This window comes from Erwinia sp. QL-Z3, assembly GCF_004551645.1.
In the GTDB taxonomy this organism is placed as follows: Bacteria; Pseudomonadota; Gammaproteobacteria; order Enterobacterales; family Enterobacteriaceae; genus Erwinia; species Erwinia billingiae.
This window is the reverse complement of sequence record NZ_CP037950.1, coordinates 2,910,642-2,930,617: the sequence shown is the minus strand read 5'-3', so window position 1 is coordinate 2,930,617 and position 19,976 is coordinate 2,910,642. Positions and strand designations below refer to the sequence as shown.

At 57.6% G+C, this 19,976-nt stretch carries 15 protein-coding genes; 3 read left to right on the top strand and 12 right to left on the bottom strand.

Annotated elements, in window-relative coordinates; genetic code table 11:
* Window position 1: 1 nt before the first annotated feature.
* The 3 genes from E2F51_RS14235 to E2F51_RS14225 are packed head-to-tail and all read right to left on the bottom strand — an operon-like array spanning window position 2 to window position 3,059.
* On the bottom strand, window positions 2-934 hold the full coding sequence (locus tag E2F51_RS14235; protein ID WP_013201410.1) for an ABC transporter ATP-binding protein: 933 nt from the start codon (window positions 932-934) through the stop codon (window positions 2-4).
* The gene (locus E2F51_RS14230) at window positions 931-2,091 is read right to left on the bottom strand and encodes an ABC transporter permease (RefSeq protein WP_134823762.1); all 1,161 of its coding nucleotides are present in this window, start codon (window positions 2,089-2,091) and stop codon (window positions 931-933) included. Before E2F51_RS14230 ends, E2F51_RS14235 begins: the two co-directional genes overlap by 4 nt.
* Window positions 2,092-2,138: 47 nt before the next feature.
* Window positions 2,139-3,059: an ABC transporter substrate-binding protein gene (locus tag E2F51_RS14225; RefSeq protein ID WP_134823761.1), complete on the bottom strand. Its 921-nt coding sequence runs from the start codon at window positions 3,057-3,059 to the stop codon at window positions 2,139-2,141.
* A gap of 221 nt (window positions 3,060-3,280) precedes the next feature.
* Here E2F51_RS14225 and E2F51_RS14220 point away from each other — a divergent pair, with 221 nt between their 5' ends.
* A complete protein-coding gene (locus tag E2F51_RS14220) occupies window positions 3,281-4,750 on the top strand; it encodes an MFS transporter (protein WP_134823760.1) in 1,470 nt (489 codons plus the stop codon).
* Window positions 4,751-4,782: 32 nt separating this feature from the next.
* Here the strand turns inward: E2F51_RS14220 and idi are convergent, their stop codons facing one another.
* From idi to bglX, 5 genes are all read right to left on the bottom strand, one after another.
* Window positions 4,783-5,325 (bottom strand): isopentenyl-diphosphate Delta-isomerase, encoded by a 543-nt coding sequence (gene idi, locus E2F51_RS14215; protein WP_013201406.1) that lies wholly within the window; start codon window positions 5,323-5,325, stop codon window positions 4,783-4,785.
* 122 nt (window positions 5,326-5,447) lie between these two features.
* The gene (locus E2F51_RS14210) at window positions 5,448-7,343 is read right to left on the bottom strand and encodes a methyl-accepting chemotaxis protein (RefSeq protein WP_134823759.1); all 1,896 of its coding nucleotides are present in this window, start codon (window positions 7,341-7,343) and stop codon (window positions 5,448-5,450) included.
* 138 nt (window positions 7,344-7,481) lie between these two features.
* On the bottom strand, window positions 7,482-8,591 hold the full coding sequence (locus tag E2F51_RS14205; protein ID WP_013201404.1) for a suppressor of fused domain protein: 1,110 nt from the start codon (window positions 8,589-8,591) through the stop codon (window positions 7,482-7,484).
* A 122-nt stretch (window positions 8,592-8,713) separates the two neighbouring features.
* Window positions 8,714-9,586 carry an oxygenase MpaB family protein gene (locus E2F51_RS14200; protein ID WP_013201402.1) on the bottom strand — a complete coding sequence of 291 codons (873 nt, stop codon included), beginning with the start codon at window positions 9,584-9,586 and terminating at the stop codon, window positions 8,714-8,716.
* A gap of 116 nt (window positions 9,587-9,702) precedes the next feature.
* On the bottom strand, window positions 9,703-12,003 hold the full coding sequence (gene bglX, locus E2F51_RS14195; protein ID WP_134823758.1) for a beta-glucosidase BglX: 2,301 nt from the start codon (window positions 12,001-12,003) through the stop codon (window positions 9,703-9,705).
* Between the two features lie 195 nt (window positions 12,004-12,198).
* Between bglX and dld the strand changes: the two genes are divergently transcribed.
* On the top strand, window positions 12,199-13,974 hold the full coding sequence (gene dld / locus E2F51_RS14190; protein WP_134823757.1) for a D-lactate dehydrogenase: 1,776 nt from the start codon (window positions 12,199-12,201) through the stop codon (window positions 13,972-13,974).
* Here the strand turns inward: dld and E2F51_RS14185 are convergent.
* The 3 genes from E2F51_RS14185 to E2F51_RS14175 all read right to left on the bottom strand — a co-directional run bounded on the left by E2F51_RS14185 (window position 13,955) and on the right by E2F51_RS14175 (window position 18,201).
* Window positions 13,955-16,384, bottom strand: coding sequence for a DUF3772 domain-containing protein (locus E2F51_RS14185; protein WP_013201399.1), 2,430 nt, complete (start codon window positions 16,382-16,384; stop codon window positions 13,955-13,957). The two genes, dld and E2F51_RS14185, sit on opposite strands and share 20 nt — an antisense overlap.
* 101 nt (window positions 16,385-16,485) lie before the next feature.
* A complete protein-coding gene (pbpG, locus tag E2F51_RS14180; protein WP_013201398.1) occupies window positions 16,486-17,433 on the bottom strand; it encodes a D-alanyl-D-alanine endopeptidase in 948 nt (315 codons plus the stop codon).
* 180 nt (window positions 17,434-17,613) lie between these two features.
* Window positions 17,614-18,201 (bottom strand): Yip1 family protein, encoded by a 588-nt coding sequence (locus E2F51_RS14175; RefSeq protein WP_134823756.1) that lies wholly within the window; start codon window positions 18,199-18,201, stop codon window positions 17,614-17,616.
* Window positions 18,202-18,412: 211 nt separating this feature from the next.
* Between E2F51_RS14175 and E2F51_RS14170 the strand changes: the two genes are divergently transcribed.
* A complete protein-coding gene (locus E2F51_RS14170) occupies window positions 18,413-19,042 on the top strand; it encodes a DedA family protein (RefSeq protein ID WP_049789592.1) in 630 nt (209 codons plus the stop codon).
* Between the two features lie 20 nt (window positions 19,043-19,062).
* Here E2F51_RS14170 and E2F51_RS14165 read toward each other — a convergent pair whose 3' ends face one another.
* Complete coding sequence (locus E2F51_RS14165) at window positions 19,063-19,845, bottom strand: SDR family oxidoreductase (protein WP_134823755.1); 783 nt, start codon at window positions 19,843-19,845, stop codon at window positions 19,063-19,065.
* Window positions 19,846-19,976: the final 131 nt, after the last annotated feature.

The following is a 19,976-nucleotide window of genomic DNA, read 5'->3' as shown; positions in this document are numbered from 1 at the left end:
ATTATTCCCTCCTCTGCCGCAGCAAATCGGCGAAGTGCAGCACGCCCAGCGGTTTCTGCTGGCGGTCGATCACCGGCAGGCGGTCGGTCTGGCGCGCGATAAACTGCGACAGTGCCTCACGCAGGGTCATCTCTTCCGGGATGGCCTCCTCTTCCAGCCATTCACCGCGCCGCGCCGCCGCGCCAACGTTGCCCAGCGACAGCAGGCGGATACCCAGCTCGCTGCGCCCGAAGAAATCCCGCACAAAGTCGTTGGCGGGCTGGGTCAGCAATTCGACCGGCGTGCCCTGCTGGATCACCTTGCCGCCGTCCATCAACACCAGTCGGTCGGCCAGCGCCAGCGCTTCGTCAATATCGTGGGTCACCAGCACAATGGTGCGGCCAGAAATCTGGTGAATACGGGCGATTTCCTGCTGTAACGCGCCGCGCGTAACCGGATCCAGCGCGCCAAACGGCTCATCCATCAGCAGCACTTCGGGATCGGCCGCCAGCGCGCGGGCCACGCCAACGCGTTGCTGCTGACCGCCGGAAAGCTGGTGCGGAAAACGGTGGCGAAACTGCTCGTCGAGATTGAGCAACGCCAGCAATTCGGTGACGCGCTCGGCAATCCGCTGCTTTGACCAGTTCAGCAGCGCCGGCACGGTGGCGATATTCTTTTCCACCGTCCAGTGCGGGAACAGGCCAATGGACTGGATGGCATAGCCCATCCGGCGGCGCAGGATCTGCGGATTGAAGCTGCGGATCTCCTCACCGGCAAATTCAATGGTGCCCCGATCGTGTTCGATCAGCCGGTTGATCATCTTTAGCGTGGTGGACTTGCCGGAGCCGGACGTGCCGATCAGCACGGTAAATTCGCCTTTGGCGATATTCAGGGTTAACTCGCTGACCGCCGCTTTTCCGGCAAAGTATTTGCTGACCTGGTTAAAGTGGATCATTGGCGCTTCGCCTCAATAACGGAAAGAACAAATTTGAACAGGGCATCGATAACCACGGCCATAGCGATCACCGGGATCACCCCCAGCAGCACCAGTTCCAGCGCGCTGCTGAGCAGGCCCTGGAAGATGATCGCCCCGAATCCCCCGGCGCCAATCAGTGCGGCGATCACCGCCATGCCGACGGTCTGTACCGCAATCACCCGCAGGCCGGTCAGCAGCACCGGCAGCGCCAGCGGCACTTCCGCCTGCCAGAAAATCTGACTGCGGGTCATGCCCATCCCTTCTGCGGTTTCAATCACCTCTTTCGGCACCTGCTGCAACCCGGCGACCACGCTGCGCACCAGCGGTAACAGTGCATACAGCACCAGGGCGATCAGCGCGGGCGCCATGCCAATCCCGCTGATCCCCAGTTCGGATAACCAGGGAAAGGCGCGGGCCAGTCCGGCTAACGGCGCAATCAGCAGGCCGAACAACGCCACGGAAGGCACGGTCTGGATCACATTCAGCACGGCAAACACCGGTGACTGCACCGCCGCTTTTTTGGCGCACCACCAGCCGAGCGGAATGCCGATGGCCAGCGTCGGGATCAGGGTGCCGACCAGCAGCAGCAGATGGCGCGAGAAAGCCTGATCGAACACTTCCCGACGGTTGGCGTACTCCTTCAACAGCGCCATCTGATCCAGCTGACCGTTCAGTAAAAAAACGATGACCGGTAGCCAGATTTGACCATTCAACAGCAGCCGCCAGAAGACCTGCGGCGTCAGGCGGGAAATCGTATCCGCCGCAATAAGCAGACAGAGCCCGCCGCTCAGCCAGAAGCCGCTGCCCCACGAGGTTCTGGCCAGTGGACTGCCCTGCTGGGAAAGTGACGTCGCCTGATGGCCGCTAAAGGCGATCAGGGCGATAAACAGCCCTTCGCTCAGCAGCAACGTCAGTACCAGATGTCGACGGGAAACCGGCAGGAAAGCCAGCAGCAGCAACAGAATGACCGGCACAGGCAGCAGCCATTGCACGCCCTGCAACAGCTGATGCAGCGGCAATGGCTGGCCGGAAACCAGCCGGTTAGGGGCGTAATTCAGAAAGGGCAAGCTGGCTGCGGCAACGGCCAGCAGCACAGCCAGCGTCAGCAAAACCCGATTATGAAGTTGGAGGCGCAAAATTTTCCCACTACCTTGCGGGCCGGTGCGTCCGGCCCGGGCTCACCCTACAACAGTTTTTTCTGCTGCAAATAGTCCGCCGCCACCGTTTTCGCATCCTGCCCTTCTACGGCAATTTTTGCGTTCAGTTCCTGCAGCGTTTTCTCGTCCAGCGAGGCAAAGACCGGTTTCAGCCAGTCGCCAATCTGCGGATAGGCTTTCAGCACCGCATCGCGGATCACCGGCGTTGGCGCATAGATTGGCTGCACCCCTTTTGGAACGCTCAGAGTTTGCAGTCCCAGCGCCGCGACCGGACCGTCGGTGCCATAAGCCATCGCCGCATTCACGCCGGAGGTCTGCTGCGCCGCCGCCTTGATGGTCACCGCAGTATCACCGCCGGCCAGAGACAGCAGCTGATCCTGTTTCAGGGTGAAGCCATAGGCTTTCTGGAACGCCGGTAACGCATCAGCGCGTTCGATAAACTCGGCCGACGCCGCCAGTTTGAACTCACCGCCCTTCTTCAGGTAGGCGCTGAGATCGTCGAGGGATTTCAGCTTATTCTTGTCAGCCAGATCGCTGCGTACCGCAATCGTCCAGGTGTTATTTGCCGGCGCCGGCGTCAGCCAGGTCAGTTTGTTTTTCTCTTGATCCAGCGTCTTCACCTTCTCGTAGCCTGCTTTGGCATTTTTCCATGCAGGATCCTTTTCATCATTGAAGAAGAAGGCACCGTTGCCGGTGTACTCAGGATAGATGTCCAGTTCGCCGGCGGTGATCGCGCCTCTGACCACCTGGGTGGTGCCAAGCTGCACCTTATTGACCGTTTTCACCCCGTGCTTATCCAGCACCTGCAGGATGATATTGCCCAGTAACGATCCTTCGGTATCAATTTTCGAACCGACTTTGACCGGGTCTGCCGCCTGCGCGGTTGCGGTCAGAGCCAGTAATCCGGCCAGTGCCAGTAAGGCTGTACGCCCTGTTCTTTGCGACATTTTCTGTTCCTTTCCTTAAGGTTAGTAACAAGCGTAGCCTAATAAATCAGCAGAGAAAGCCAGACGGCTAAAAACCCCGAGCCGCCTCTCAGAGAGAGAACCCTTTCGCTCACCCTTTTTCAACGGGCATTTTGTTGTAACTTATAACCAGCAGGAATTTATCTCTGTCATCCCCGGGAGTATTCTCTGGGCTTATTCTTAAAATAAAAGACCTTAACATCATGACTGACTTAGCATCTTCGGCGCATGTCGCCATTGCAGGGAGTGCGCCGACGGGGGAAGCCTTCACTATCCGCCGCGCCGCTGACGTATCACATCTGGTCAACACCAGTACCCAGGCCCGCAGTAACGCCCGTATCGTGATCGGCATTGCGCTGGGCGGGGTGTTTCTCGACGCTTACGACCTCGGCGCACTGGCCTTTGGCATGAAGGATGTCACCAAAGAATTTGGTCTGTCGCCAACCGGCGCGGGCATGGTGGCGTCGGCGATTGCATTTGGGGCCATTGTCGGCGCGCTGCTCGGCGGCTATCTGACCGATAAAATTGGCCGCTATCGGGTGTTTATGGCCGATATGTTTTTCTTCGTGTTTGCCGCGCTGGCCTGTGCCTTCGCACCGAATGAGTATGTACTCACCGCCGCACGTTTTGTGATGGGGTTAGGGGTCGGGATTGATTTGCCGGTGGCGATGGCGTTCCTCGCCGAGTTTTCCAAGCTGAAGGGGCGCGGCAACAAAGCCGCCAGTATCGCGATGTGGTGCCCCACCTGGTACGCGGCGATTTCGATTTCCTATCTGCTGGTGCTGTTCTTCTATTCCGTGCTGCCAGAAGCCCATTCCGGCTTGCTGTGGCGCATCATTCTGGGCTTCGGCGCGGTACCGGCGATTCTGATTATCTGCATCCGCAGCCGCTATATGAGCGAATCACCGGTGTGGGCAGCCAATCAGGGGGATTTAAAGGGTGCGGCGGCGATCCTGCGCAGCTCTTACGGCATCAATGCCCATGTGGCGGAAGACGCGGACCTGACGCCGGCCAAAGCCACCCGCAAGGCCAGCTGGCGCAACTATGGTGAACTGCTGAAAGGGGTTTACCTGCGTCGTACCATTCTGGCGACCGTGACGGCGATTGCCTCCGCCTTTGCTTATAACGCCGTGGCCTTTGGCCTGCCGGTGATCCTCTCCAGCTTCCTTGCCCAGTCGATGCTGACCACCATTCTGGTGTCGCTGGCGTTAAATCTGCTGTTTGCCTTTGTTGGCGGCATCCTGGCGGTGCGGCTGGTGCCCAGATTTGGCGCGTGGAAGATGACCACCCTTGGCTACAGTTTTCAGTTTGCCGCATTGATTGGCCTGGCGCTGGTTGGCCGTCCCGCCGACGGTGCGGAAGCGGCGGTGTCGATCGGCATGCTGGCGCTGTTCCTGTTGGGTCAGGGATTTGGTCCGGGTTCCCATACCATGACCTTTGCCTCGCTCAGCTATCCCACCTCGTTACGCGGCGTGGGCGTCGGCTTCAATCAGACCCTGATGCGCGCCAGCTCTACCGCCTCGCTGTTCCTGTTCCCGCTGCTGTCGGCGGCATTCAGTACCAATGTGTTCTGGATTATTGCGCTGGCGCCGCTGGCCGGGCTGATCGCCCTGCTGGCGATTCGCTGGGAACCGTCAGGTTACGATGGGGATGCGGAGGATTTTGCGCAGTAAGCGCGAGGATAACTGCCGATGCGGGCTGAGGTTCAGCCCGCAAGCTGTTGCGCGGTGAACTGCTTAAACGCCGGGGGAATGCGGGCAAAGGTGTGCAGGAACCACGGCGTAAAGCGTTCCGGGTAGCGTTGCATCTCCTGCTCGATTTCATTCAGTGAAGCATAGCGCCAGCCTCCCGCTTCTTCCGGGTTGGGCTGCGGCGGCTCATCGCTAAAGGCAAAAAAGACGTGGCCGTATTCGTGTTCGGTTAAGCCGTTGCCCATTGGCAGGTTGTAGCTTAGCTCGAACGCCGGATCCAGCGACAGACGCATGCCCATCTCTTCACGCAGACGGCGCTCTGCGGCATGTTGCGTTGATTCCTGGGGGAACGGGTGACCGCAGGTGGTGTTACTCCACAAGCCACCGCAATGATATTTACCCGTGGCGCGCTGCTGCAGCAACAGTTGGTGGCGGGAGTTGAACACGTAAACGGTTACCGCGCGATGCAGTAAACCTTTCTGATGAACCTCCAGCTTTTCCATCCTGCCGATGGGACGATCGTGACGATCAACCAGGATAACTTCGATTGCAGACATGCGCCCTCCTTAGGACTAATCTCACACATTGTGGCACAGCTTAGGGCGTTTCGGCTGCATGAAATCGTGCGAAATTATGACAGGGCAGCATAAAGCTGCCCTGTTGGCGGCGGGACGGAGGATTATAACTTGAAGCTGCTGACCACTAATTCCAGCTGAACGCTTTGCTCTTCCATCGCCTGGGCGGCGGCGGAAACCTGCTCAACCAGCGAGGCGTTCTGCTGGGTAGTGCTGTCCAGTTGGGTGATGGCGGTGTTCACCTGGTCAATGCCCATACTCTGCTCGCGGCTGGCAGACATGATTTCTGACATTAAGGTGGTGACGCTGCTGACACCGTTCATCAGCTCATCCATGGTGCTGCCGGCTTCCTGCACCAGCTGACTTCCCTGATCGATATTCGCCACCGATTCTTCAATCAGTTTCTTAATCTCACGGGCAGAGTTCGCTGAACGCTGGGCCAGATTACGCACTTCTGAGGCGACGACCGCAAATCCACGGCCCTGCTCACCGGCACGCGCCGCTTCGACCGCCGCGTTCAGTGCCAGAATGTTGGTCTGGAAAGCAATGCTGTCGATCACGCTGATGATATCGACCACCTTACGGGAAGAGGTGTTGATCTCGCCCATGGTGACCACCACCTGTTTCACCACGTTGGAACCGCGCGCGGCAACACGAGACGCATCGCCCGCCAGCTGGTTAGCATGGGTGGCGTTATCGGCGTTCTGACGCACGGTGCCGGTTAACTCTTCCATCGAAGCCGCCGTCTGCACTATAGAGCTGGACTGCTCTTCCGTCCTGGCGGACAGATCGAGGTTGCCGCTGGCAATCTCTTTCGACGCCGAGGTGATCGCCATCGCGCTCTCACCCACCTGCCGGATCAGCCCCTGCAGGTATTCAATAAAGTTGTTGAAGCTCTGGGCAACCGCATTGAATTCCGGGCTGCTGCTGTTTGGCAGGCGCTGCGTCAAATCCGCGCCGCCGGTCGACAGCGCCAGAATGTTGTCATTCAGGCCGGACAGACGTTTCATCATGGTACGGATAAAGCCCAGTAGCACCAGCAACAGCAGGATCGCTAACGGGATTTGCACCAGGCCCAGACGGGTCATGATCGAGTTGGTCTGTTTGGACAGTAACGCCGTCGGGACGTCGCTGGCGATAAACCACGGGCTGCCGCTGATCTGCTGCACAAACAGCGTATGGTTGCCGTCTTCACCGTCATAGGTGCTCTGCGACGCTTCGCTGCCGGCCGATGCCAGCGCGGTGCGCAGAGATGCCGCCATTGGCGTGGTCAGCTCACTGAGGTTACGCAGTTTTGGCGTGCTGTCGATCAGGCTGGCATCGCCAACGACCTTGCCGTCAGCTTCGACAATCAGCACCTGGCCCTGCACCGCATCGCCCATCTCTTTCGCCAGATGGTTGAAGAAGCCCAGCGTCACGTCGATGGTGGCAACGCCCCAGGCTGCGCCGCTGCGATAGATGCCCATCGCGCAGTTGGTACGGGGTTGAGGACTGGCCGCATCCTGATAGGCTTTCGCCCAGGCACACTGGCCTTTGGCCGCCGCCAGGCCGTCTTTATACCACGACTGCTCATAGTAATTTGGCGCTTCGGCGGAGTTCCAGAAGGTGTTGACCTGCAGGGTGTTGCTGCTGTCACGGGCAAAAAACGTACTGAACTTATCTTTCGCCGCATCACGCATTTTTGGCAGTGGCCAGATGCCGCCGCCAAACACGTTAACGTCCTGATACTGGTTCACTAACGCCGGTAACACGGTGTCGATAGCCGCGCTGTCGAGCACCGCAGCGGATTCCGTGATGCTGCGCTGTTGCGCCTGGATACGGTTCATCATCTCAGTAATGCGTGCACCGATCGTTTCCACTTCATAACGCACCAGACGACTCTCATTGGTCGTGAGCTGGGGCGCAACAAACATTTTAATCACCACTACCGTGATCAACAGCAGTAACGCAAAAAAGCCGACGATCAGGAGGGTAAATCTGGCCTGGGTTGTTTTCAACATGACGAGCCCCACTCAACTCAATCAGGCACAATTGCCTGATCGGGTTAACGGCCGCTGACAGGGAAACTTGATGTGACATCGGTCTCATTTCAGACAAATGTTTTGCTGACGCGCTCCGGTTGGATCGCCTGACAGAATTTAATTCTGTGAATCAACCACCTGCGGGCGGGGGCGGAAAACGTGGTTACAGCCTTCCTGACGCAATCTTTCCACCAGCTGGTTGCCGCCGCTTTCTTCCGCTTCGGCCAGTTCACGTTCAGCGGTGGTGACCGGCGTGGTCCACAGCAGGTTGACCTTCTCGCCGTCGCGTTTCGGCAATTTGAACTGCCCTGCTTCGCCGCTCAGTTCACCTGAGATCAGGAAGCCTTCAAAGCCGACCGGTGCCACCGACGATTCCAGCGTATGGCCTTCGCCCAACCAGCTGAGACGCGCCCAGGGGAAATGCGCGAAGCTGGCCAGTGCGCTGGCCATCTGTACCGCGTTTTCTTCGGTCATGACCTCAGCATCGATGGCCATCGCCAGCTCAACGCGCCGGTGTTGCCCGGCCAGATCCTCAAACAGAAAATCGACCCACGGCATCGGGCGGATGCTCATCCCCAGGGTCAGGAAATACCAGCTGCCCTGATGATAATGTTGTGAGATCGCCATCGGCGGCCAGTTTCCCTGGTCGATGGAGTAATACTTGAGGGATTCCCCGTACTGCGCTTCGTAGCAGGCGATCATTTCGCGCTGCATCGGGTCCCACAGATGACCGTCATGCCAGTCACGCCAGAAATGGCGGTGCTTTTCAGCCTGAGCGTAGTAATCGTTGGTGGAGGCCGAACCTAACGGCGCGGTCAGCCGGTTCTCTTTTATGCAGCCGGCAGAGAAGCTAACCTGCTTGTTTTGATAGAGGCTCCAGCCAGGGATCACCGCCAGTAATTGCCCCTGATACCACAGCGCCGCGCCGTCATCGGCCGGTTCCCAGATAATCTGTAACCCGGCAGGATCGAGCATCGGTTCGGCCTGCAAGGTGCGGCAGTATTCAGCGCTAAGTAACGGCGGGATCCCCTGCTCCATCGACGCGAGGTCTTCGCTGGCAGGGGCAGGCAACAGGTTGCGCAACCAGCAGCCGCGCACCGCAAACTGGCTGCGGAACCCTTCGGCAGGCCATAGATAGAAATAGGCGGTACGCTCATCCTGTTCAACCCTGGCGATCAGCGTTTGTTGCTGATTGTGGACTTCAGCAATCCGGTACGACTGTGTCATAAAGCCTCGACAATGGATGTAGGGGGATCCTTTTCCCGGAGAATAGGGCAGGATGTCCCGATGTGCCACGTCGGAGCAAGGGTAAAAGTCTCAAAAATGCGCGTCAGGCGGGTTTTCTGGCGCTAAACCTCCCTGCCCATCCGCTGCATCGCGCGTTGATAGGCACCCCGACGGATGGACCAGCGCAGGGCTTTTGCCAGCAGGTTGATGCGCAGGCGGATCAGGCGGCGGCGCAGCGGGGAAAAGCGAAAGCCGAACTGCTGCTGCGCCCATTCTGGCAGCAGCTCAATGCCGGCCATCAGCATTGCCTTCATCGCCGGACGTGCCTGCCAGCTCGGTGCCGGCGCATTCATCAGTATCGACAATACTTCGCGGGTGCGCTCGTCGCAGCGCAGCTGTGGCTGCATCGCCAGCAGATAGGCCTCCACGTCCTCAACCGATTTCGGCACCTGCTCAGCGCCCAGCGCTTCGGCGACCACGGCGGCTTCGGCGTAATAGCGGTCCTGCTCGGCCAGACTGAGCTGCGGGTTTTTATAACGTACGTGCGAGGCCAGGAAACGGCTGGTTTCGGCCACATGCACCCAGGTCAGTAAACGGGGATCGCTGGCGGCGTATTCAACACCCTGCGCATCGACGCCGGTAACCTGCAAATGGATGCGCCTGACCCGCTCAATCAGCGTCTGGGCATCCACCGTGTTACCAAAGGTGGTGACGGCGATAAACTGGCTGGTCCGCCGCAGTCTTCCCATCATATCCGAACGGAAAGTCGAGTGATCCCACACGCCGGCCAGCGCCAGCGGATGCAGCATCTGCATCAGCAGCGCCGATATGCCGCCGCACAGCATGGAGGAAAAATCACCGTGTACCCGCCAGATCACGCTGTCAGGGCCATATAAGCCCGGATCGCCCGCAGGCGTTGAGAGGTCGAATTCGTTCATTGCCAGCCCATTTAATCGAAAGACCTGTTGCTGAATTCTGTCGCGAAACGAAGGCATAAGGGTGCTAGATTCCTGTTAAATAAACAAAGGGACGAATAAATTCGTCCCTCAGAGTGTGGCATTAACCGGCGTAACGCTTTTATCCGGTTTATGCGCTCAGGATGTGCGAACCGTTACAGGTAGGTGAATTCCGCATCGGTGGTGCGGGCAGAATCCAGCCCGATCATCACATTGAATTTACCCGGTTCAGCCACCTGTTGCATCTTCGCGTTCCAGAACTTCAGCGCGTTAACATCAATCGGGAAGGTCACCGTCTGCGACTCACCCGCTTTCAGCATGATGCGCTTAAAGCCCTTCAGCTCTTTCACCGGGCGGCTGATGCTCGCCATCTCGTCATGCAGGTACATCTGCACCACGGTGGCACCATCACGATCGCCGGTATTGGTCACCGTCACGCTGGCATTCACCGTGCCGTTACGTGGCATGGTGGCAGAGGACATTTTCACTGGCGACAGCGTAAAGGTGGTGTAGCTCAGACCATAACCAAACGGGAACAGTGGACCGTTAGCCGCATCGTAATAATGCGAGGTGTACTTGTTCGGTCTGGTGAAGTCATACGGACGACCGGTGTTCAGGTGATTGTAGTAAATCGGGATCTGACCAACCGAGCGCGGGAAGGACATCGGCAGTTTGCCCGACGGGTTGTAATCACCAAACAGCACATCGGCAATGGCGTTACCGCCTTCGGTGCCGCTGAACCAGCTTTCCAGCAGCGCATCCGCCTGCATATTCTCTTTCACCATCGCCAGCGGACGACCATTCATCATCACCAGCACCAGCGGTTTGCCGGTGGCTTTTAACGCATCAATCAGCGTCAGCTGGCTTGGCGGAATGGTGATATCGCTGCGGCTGGATGCCTCATGCGCCATCCCCTGCGACTCGCCCACGACCGCCACGATCACGTCCGCTTTTTTCGCGGTGGCCACCGCTTCATCCAGCATCTGCTTCGGCGTGCGCGGATCGACGATCACCGAGCCTTTCTCATACTGGTTGAGGAAGTCCTGAATCGCTTTGTTGTCGGTAATATTGGCGCCTTTGGCATACAGCACCGTCGCCTTATCGCCGAGGGCATTTTTCACCCCCTGCAATACGCTGACCGACTGATTAGCCTTACCGGCGGCAGACCAGCTGCCCATAATGTCACGCTGGCTGTCGGCCAGTGGCCCAATCAGCGCCACGGTGCCGGATTTCTTCAGCGGCAAGGTTTCCAGACGGTTCTTCAACAGCACTATGCTTTTACGCGCCACATCGCGCGCGTCGGCACGGTGCAGGCGGCTTTCCGCATTGGTATCCACCGGGTCGCTCTCTTTCGGGCCCAGGTGGCTGTACGGGTCGTTAAACAGCCCCATATCATATTTCACGTTCAGCACGTGGCGCACGGCATCGTCGATCTCTTTCTCGCTCACCGCGCCATTTTTTACCAGTCCCGGCAAGTACTTGCTGTAGTACTCGTCGCTCATACTCATGTTCACGCCTGACTGAATGGCAATGCGCACCGCATCCTGCGGATCGCTGGCCACGCCGTGCTTCATCAACTCTTTAATCGCGCCGTGATCGCTGATGGTAATGCCTTTAAAGTGCCACTGATCGCGCAGCAGATCTTTCAGCAACCAGCTGTCCGCCGTTGCCGGCACGCCGTTCAGCGAGTTCAGCGCCACCATCACGCCGCCACTGCCGGCATCCAGCGCCGCTTTATAAGGCGGCAGATAATCCTGCGCCAGACGCTGTGGGCTCATATCCACGGTGTTGTAATCACGTCCGCCTTCCACGGCGCCATAGCCCGCAAAATGCTTCACGCTGGTCATCACCGAGTAGCGATCCGCCGGGCTTTTACCCTGCATGGATTCCACCAGCGTGCGGCCCATCGCCGACGTCAGGTAGGTGTCCTCGCCAAAGCCTTCGGATACCCGGCCCCAACGCGGTTCGCGGGTGACGTCCACCATCGGTGCCCAGGTCATATTCAGACCATCATCTGCCGCTTCATAGGCTGAAACGCGGCCGACGTTTGCCACCGCATCCAGATCCCAGGTGGCCGCAAGCCCTAACGGGATCGGGAAAACGGTACGCTGACCGTGCACCACGTCATAGGCGAAAAACAGTGGGATTTTCAGGCGGCTAAGCTGCATCACCTGATCCTGCATCGCGCGGATATTGTCACGGGTGACGGTATTAAAGATCGCCCCAACCTGCTCATGTTTGATCATCTCGCGGATGGCTTCTTTCGGGTTGTCCGGCCCGACGCTGATCAATCTCAGCTGCCCTATTTTTTCATCCAGGGTCATTTTCTTCAGCAAATTCGTCACGAACGCATCACGGGCTTCAGGGGTGAGCGGATGTGGGCCAAACAGGTCTTCAGCAAAAGCCGGCTGCAAGGTTAAGGCGGCAGCGAGGCTGACAGAGCAAATCCATTTCATCAGGTTGGTTTCTCTCAAATAACTGCGGAGCAAAAAGAGTCTGGGTGACAAAGTCGTAAGATGGGCAGTGTGCCATAACTTCAGGATAGCAGGTAGTTTTCAACGTACTGGCGCGATCCGCGTCTGATTTTTGCTGCCGCCGACCGCAGCGGGAGCTGCTAAAGTTAGGGCGTGTCAAATAAAAGGACAAAGGATATGCACAACACTTCCCCGACGGGCAGCCAGAAACTGGTGGCCGACTTGCGCCGCATCGTGGGCCGCAATCATCTTCTTACCGATCCGCAACAAACCGCGCGCTATCGCACCGGCTTTCGCTCTGGTCAGGGTGACGCGCTGGCGGTGATTTTCCCCGGCTCCCTGCTGGAACAATGGCGCATTCTGCAGGCCTGCGTCGCCGCCGATGTCATCGTGCTGATGCAGGCGGCGAATACCGGCCTGACCGAAGGATCGACGCCGAACGGCAACGATTACGATCGCGATATCGTGATTATCAGCACCCTGCGGATGGATAAAATTCAGCTGCTGGATCAGGGCAAACAGGTGCTGGCTTTTCCGGGCAGCACGCTGTATCAGCTGGAAAAGGTGCTGAAACCGCTGGGACGCGAGCCGCACTCGGTGATTGGATCGTCCTGCATCGGCGCGTCCGTGCTCGGTGGCGTGTGCAATAACTCCGGCGGTTCGCTGATTAAACGCGGGCCCGCCTACAGCGAGATGGCGCTGTATGCGCAGGTGGATGCGCAGGGAAAACTGACGCTGGTCAACCATTTAGGGATGGATTTGGGCACCACGCCGGAACAGATCCTCAGCCGGCTGGACGACGAAACCTGGCAGCCCGAGGCGGTGAAATACGACCAGCGGCTGGCGTCCGACAACGATTATGCCGACCGCGTGCGCGACGTCGAGGCGGACACCCCTTCACGCTTTAATGCCGACGCCCGCCGATTATTTGAAGCGTCCGGCTGTGCGGGCAAGCTGGCGGTGTTTGCCGTGCGGCTGGATACCTTTGTCAGCGAGAAGCAACAGCAGGTGTTTTATCTCGGCACCAACGATCCCGACGTGCTGGACGAACTGCGCCGCCATATGCTGCAACACTTCAGCCATCTTCCGGTGGCGGCAGAGTATATGCACCGCGATATTTTCGATATCGCCGAGGTCTACGGCAAAGATACCTTTGTGATGATCGACAAGCTCGGCACCGATAAGATGCCGCTGTTCTTTACCCTGAAAGGCCGCACCGACGCCTTGCTAAAGCCTGTTTCGTTCCTGAAACCGAACTTCAGCGATCGGCTGCTGCAAAAAATCAGCAAGGCGCTACCGTCACATCTGCCCAAACGGATGAAAGCCTACCGCGATCGCTTTGAACACCATCTGATGATTAAGATGTCGGGCGACGGGATTGCCGAAGCGCGGGACTATCTGACGGCGTATTTCGCCCAGGCGGACGGCGAGTTCTTTGAATGTACGCCGGATGAAGGCAGCAAAGCCTTCCTGCATCGCTTTGCCGCAGCGGGTGCGGCCGTGCGCTATCACGCGGTGCATCACGATGAAGTGGAGGATATTCTGGCGCTGGATATCGCGCTGCGCCGTAACGATCGCGACTGGTTTGAACGCTTACCGGCAGAATTCGATGATGCGCTGGTGCACCGTCTCTATTACGGCCACTTCTTCTGCCATGTTTTCCATCAGGATTACATTGTCAAAAAAGGGGTCGATGTCCACGCGCTGAAGGAGAAGATGTTGGCGATGCTGGCCGATCGCGGCGCAGAATACCCGGCTGAACATAACGTCGGGCATTTGTATGCCGCCAAACCGCAGCTGAAGGCGTTCTATCAGCAGTTGGATCCGACCAACAGCTTTAACCCAGGGATTGGGAAAACCACTAAAGCGAAATACTGGGGAGAATGTGGATGCGGTGCGCCGTCGGCTGTTCACAGCGGCGCACCGGACGAGGTTACTCCTCAGGATCCTTAACCATCAGCGTGCCGTTACGTTGCTCGACAATCATGGTTTGCGGCGTGGATAACACCACGCCCTCTTTGCGCAGTCGGGTCAGGATGTCGAACAGCAGATCGCTCTTCGCGCCGGACACCTGACGCGGGCTGGCGACGTTACCGGTGACTGACAGCACGATGCCCGCCGACGTCAGATCCTTGAACGAGACGGACGGTTCCGGATTTTCCAGAATACGTTCGTTTTCGTTATACACTTCCAGCAACAGATCGCGCACCTGCTCAGGATTGATATCCAGCGGGAAGGTCAGCGTAATGGTCGCCACCCCCTGCGCATTGCCCATGGTGGCGTTACGCACGTTCTGCGAGATCAGCTGCGAATTCGGCACAATCACCGTCGATTTATCGCTTAGCTGGATTTCGGTGGCACGCACGTTAATACGGCGAATATCCCCTTCAATGCCGCTGATACTGACCAGATCGCCAACCTTCACCGGACGTTCGGTTAACAGGATCAGACCGGAGATAAAGTTCTTCACAATCTCCTGCAAGCCAAAACCGATACCGACCGACAAGGCGCTGACGATCCAGGCCAGCTTGTTCCATTGCAGCCCCATAATCGACAGGGCCAGCAGGAACACCATCACGTAACCGAGGTTGCTGAACAGCGTAATCAGCGAGACGCGCATGCCCGCGTCCATGGTGGTTTTCGGCAGGAAATCGGTATCCAGCCAGCGCTTAACCGACCGCAGCACGTAAATGCCGACCACCAGGGTGATCAACGCATTCAGCACGTGGGCCGGAACGATGTTCAGCGTTTCCAGGCCTTTGCCGCCCCAGAATTCGATCGCCTTCTGCACCAGTTCAATCGGCGTTGAGCTACCGAACGTGCCGTTCAACACCGCCATAGCAGCGGCCAGCACCAGAATCGTTTTACCGAGTCCGGCCAGCAGCGCAGCAACCTGCGCCAGATGACGTTCATCGATGTTCAGCGAGCGCTGGATACTTTTGCCGGAAGCGTTATTGGTGGAGAACAGGCTTTCACAGCCGTCGGCCATCAGCTGGCTGAGAATATAGAACGAGCCGAAGACGATGCCCATCCAGATCAGTTCATAGCTCAGGAAGCGCGCCAGGGTGACGTAACCAATCACCAGCGTCACCATGATCGAAATACCGAACAGGGTGATCGCCATCTGGATCAGCCCGACCAGCGTCGACTTGGCTTCCGGCTGCTGGCCGGCCAGCAACATTTTGCGGCGAACGCGGTTGGTGCGGAAGCTGATCGATAAGGCGGTAAAGCCGATCAGCAGCGCGGTTAAGCCGTTGGCGAAAATGGTGGTGCCAACGCTGGTGTTGGCGCTGCTGTTGAGGATTTCTACCGTCTGGAAAACAAACACCAGACCGGCGGTCAGCGGCGGGAACGGTTTTAACGCGGTGGCCACTTCATTCGAGATATTCGGCAGTCGCCACGACGGACGGCGCGTGGAGAGGAACGCCCTGCCCAGCCCGGCAATCAGGCCGCACAGAATACTCAGGCCAACCAGCTTGTCGGCGAAATCACGCACGTCATCCACCACGTTATCGTGACGGGTAAAGGCGAGATCGAGGAAATTAAACGCCAGCACCACTGCGGCGAGCGTGGTTAACGCGGTTGCCGCCGCGAGGAAGCTGCGACGCAGGCGGCCTTCCGGCAGCAAATGAATGCCAACCCAGGCCAGAAACTCTTCCAGATAGCGACGGCCTAAGGTGGCCACCAGCACGGACATCACCACCCACAATACGGTGCCGACACGCCAGCCGGGTTCCCAGGAAAGCACGGCGGTATCTTTCAGTTCATCAACAAAGTCGCTGACCTTATCGCCGTCATCGCTCTGGGTATTGAACAACGGAGACCAGAAACGCGGGCCAAAAATACTGCCGGCGTTCAGTGCCAGCTGGGTTTTCAGCGCATCGCGGCGCAGGTTAACGATTTGCGCAGAGAGGTTAATGGCACCGCTTTTGATCGCTTCAGCCTGCTTAACCTGGTCATCCATTTTGCTTTTCTGGCTTTCCAGATTTTTGCGCTTGCTGGTGACTTCCGCAGTTTCTTTTACCCCGCTTTCCGGCTTGGGTGCCGGGCCCAGGACGCCTAACTGCGCCTGCAGCTGGGCGCGCTGAGGAATAATGCCCTGCATCAGAGTATCGGCGTCGCCGGAGAGTTCCAGCGCCATATCGTTCAGCGCACTGAGTTTGCTGTCGTTGCTCTCGCCAGAAACCTGCTGCTTAATTTTATCCAGCACCTTCTGCATTTTTGGCAGCTCAACCGCGGCGTTGACCTTCACAGGCGCATCGCTGGTTTGTTGAGTGGTGTCATCGGCAGCCTGTGCCATCACCGGGGAGAGGGTGACCAGACTTAAAAGGAGGATGCGAAAATAGATTAACAACGTAGACATGAAAATTTCCAGGTATCAGATATGGCCGGGCAATCCAGCAGCCTGCGTGCAAGTCTATGCTTTTGCCCGGCCCGACACTATAGGATTCACTAACGAAAACGTTACTCGACGATCTCGGTATTGCTGCCGGTACTGGCCATCTCCGCCGCCTTCTGCTTTTTATAGCTCAGCGCGGACGCGGGCACCGGTGAAATCTTGCCGGTTTCAATCCAGTCACGCAGACGGTTAGCGTCAGCAAAATGGGTATATTTGCCAAAGGCATCCATCACCACCAGCGCCACCGGACGTTGATTGATCACCGTACGCATCACCAGGCAATGCCCCGCTTCATTGGTGAAGCCGGTTTTGGTCAGCTGGATATTCCAGTCCTGACGGTACACCAGGTGGTTAGTGTTGCGGAACGGCAAGGTGTAGTTCGGGCTCTTAAACACCGCCATGTCTTCATGGGTGGTGCTGAGCTGGCCAATCAGCGGGTAGCGTTTGGTGGCGATCAGCAGTTTGGTCAGATCGCGCGCTGTCGAAACGTTTTCAATCGACAGGCCGGTGGGCTCCACGTAATGCGTATGGGTCATGCCCAGCGACTGTGCCTTGGCGTTCATCGCCCGGATAAAGGCGTCGTAGCCGCCAGGATAATGGTGGGCCAGGCTGGCTGCGGCACGGTTTTCAGAGGACATCAGCGCCAGCAGCATCATGTTTTTGCGGCTGATTTCACTGTTCAGGCGCACGCGGGAATAGACGCCGCGCATCTCTGGCGTATGGCTGATATCCACGTTCAGCATCTCATCCATCGGCAGATGGGCATCCAGCGTCACCATGACCGTCATCAGCTTGGTGATGGAGGCCATTGGGCGTACCAGATCGGGATGGCTGGCGAAGATCACTTTGTTGGTATTGAGATCGACAATCATCGCACTGCCAGACGCAATCTGCGGCTGTACGATCGGGGCAACATCAGCCAGTTTACTGCTGGCGACGGCCTGGCCCAGCGGGAGCTGAGCGGAGAAAACTAAAGCCAAACTCAGAAGAGACAAGCGAATTTTTGCAGGCATCTTATAAAAACTTAACCGGGAAGTGATTCAGGTGCGGAAAAACCGCACGCCGCCGCCGCGAAAAGCAGGCCACACGGGGGCTGGCAAGCGCATCATACGCTGGCCGCTAAGTATTTTCCTAGTGGATATTCGTTTCTGATGATGAATGAGACGCCGCCGGGATCCCGGCGGCGAAAAGCGTTAGAAAAGCTGATATCCATAGCCCCAAAGCACCACGGTCAGGGCCAGTAAAACCTCAAGAACCAACACCCCAATTGCCAGCGTCGATCCGGAAAAACGCATGCTCTCTTCTTTGTCGATGTTCAGGAACAGCGGAATGCCGACGTACAGCAGATAACCGGTGTACACCAGCGCCAGCGTACCGACAAACAGGCACAGCCAGACCAGCGGATAAAGCGCCACTAACCCACTGATAAACAGCGGTGTGGCCACATAGCCGGCAAACACCGTACAACGCTGCAGGCTGGGACGCTGCGGATAATCCCGCGCCATCCAGTGAATCACCCGGCCCATCACCGCCACGCCGCCGAGGATCACCGCATAAAACAGGATCGCCAGGCCGAAGGCGGTCACCATCGATAAGGCGATGGTCTGTCGTGCGCCGAGATCCCAGCCAAGTTGAGTGGTGCCGATAAACGCGCTGATCACCGGGATCAGCGCCAGTAACAGGACGTGGTGAGTGTAATGGTGAGAGACGGTTTCGTTCTCTTGTTTGATGTCACGCATCTCACGGTCGGGATGCGCAAGAAGTCCCCATACATGGTTCATATCTTCACTCCTCTACTCGGAAAGGCCGCAATCTGCGCGGATTGTCTTCAAGTATAAGTGGCCGTGAACTGTTTGTTTTTTCCACAGGGAAACTTTGTGCTAATCACTTCAATTTGCAGTGAAAATAAACCGCCTTCGCAACATCTTTCATCACGGTTTAAGCCAAAGCAGTTAGACTTAGGGGTTTGTTGCGCATCGACCGGAGGAGATCATGCATATGGACGTCAACAGTCTGATATCACAATACGGTTACTGGGCGCTGTTTATCGGCTGTATAGCCGAAGGGGAAACCTTCACCTTGCTCGGCGGTATTGCCGCGCATGAAGGGTTATTACATTACGGCTGGGTGGTGCTGGTGGCGATGGCCGGTGGCATTCTCGGTGACACCGCGCTGTTCTTTATCGGGCGTCACTACGGCGACAGCCTGCTAAAACGCTTTAAGAAACACCAGAAGCAGATCAATAAAGCCAACAAGCTGATCCGTAAACGGCCGGTGCTGTTTGTGATTGGCGTGCGCTTTATGTACGGCCTGCGCATTGTCGGCCCGATCATCATCGGGGCCAGCAAGCTGAAGCCGCAAAAGTTCCTGCTGCTGAACGTGATTGGCGCGGTGCTGTGGGCGGTGATCTTTGTTTCTCTCGGCTATCTCGGTGGCCAGGTGATTGCGCCGTGGCTGCATACCATCGATCGCCATCTGAAGCAGATTTTCTGGGTGGTATTGAGCCTGGCGCTGGTGTGGGGCGTGCGTCTCTATCTGAAGCGGCGCTCAAACAATGAGAAAGACGACGAGGACGAGGATCAGGGTTCTCAGGATGAAAGCAGCAACCGACCGCAACACTAGCGCAGCCGGTTGCCCGGCAGTCAGTCTGATTTCTGCATAAAGAATTGCGGGTTCGCCAGCATGAACCCGCCATCAATCACAAAGGATTGCCCGGTGGTGTAGCTTGACCATTGCGAGCAAAGCCAGGCGACCATACTGGCGATTTCGCGGGTGTCACCCGGACGGCCAGCCGGGATTTCCGGAATAGACACGGTGCGGGCATCGTCATTGGTCATTTGATTCATGGCGGTGGCAATCGCGCCGGGTGCCACCGAGTTAACCAGAATATTGTGTTTGATCAGGCTGAGCGCCATCGATTTGGTTAACCCGCCCAGCGCGTGCTTGGCAGCGGTGTAGGAAATGGATCCGGGCAACGGCGTATGTTCATGCACCGAGGTGATGTTGATAATCCGCCCGCCTTCGCCCTGGGTGACCATATGCCGTGCGGCAATTTGCCCGCAGACAAACGCGCCGTCGACGTCGACCGAAAAGACTTTCCGCCACTCTTCAAAGCTGGTGTCGAGAAAGTCAGATTTGAAATTGGCACCGGCATTGTTCACCAGCACGTCAATCCTGCCCAGTCGGGCGATCAGCGCCTGTAAAGATTTACCCCCTTCTTCGGGATCGCCTAAATCCAGCCGTTCAATTTCGGCTTTTTTACCGCGCTCGCGCACCTGCTTTGCGGTTTCCTGCGCGCCTTTCTCATCCGAACGCCAGGTAATGCCAATATCGAAGCCTTGTTCCGCCAGCATGATGGCGCTGGCCTGGCCAATACCGGAACTTGATGCGGTGACAATAGCGACCTTATTTTGCGGTGTACTCATGGTTCTCTCCTGTAACGGGTTGAAGCCTCAGGCAAGTATAGAAGACGAAATGTCAGCCCGGTTTACATCTGGTTGCGGATGCGCGCCGCCACGGCCCGGGTTCCATGACTATAGTTAACCCTTCTGAAGGA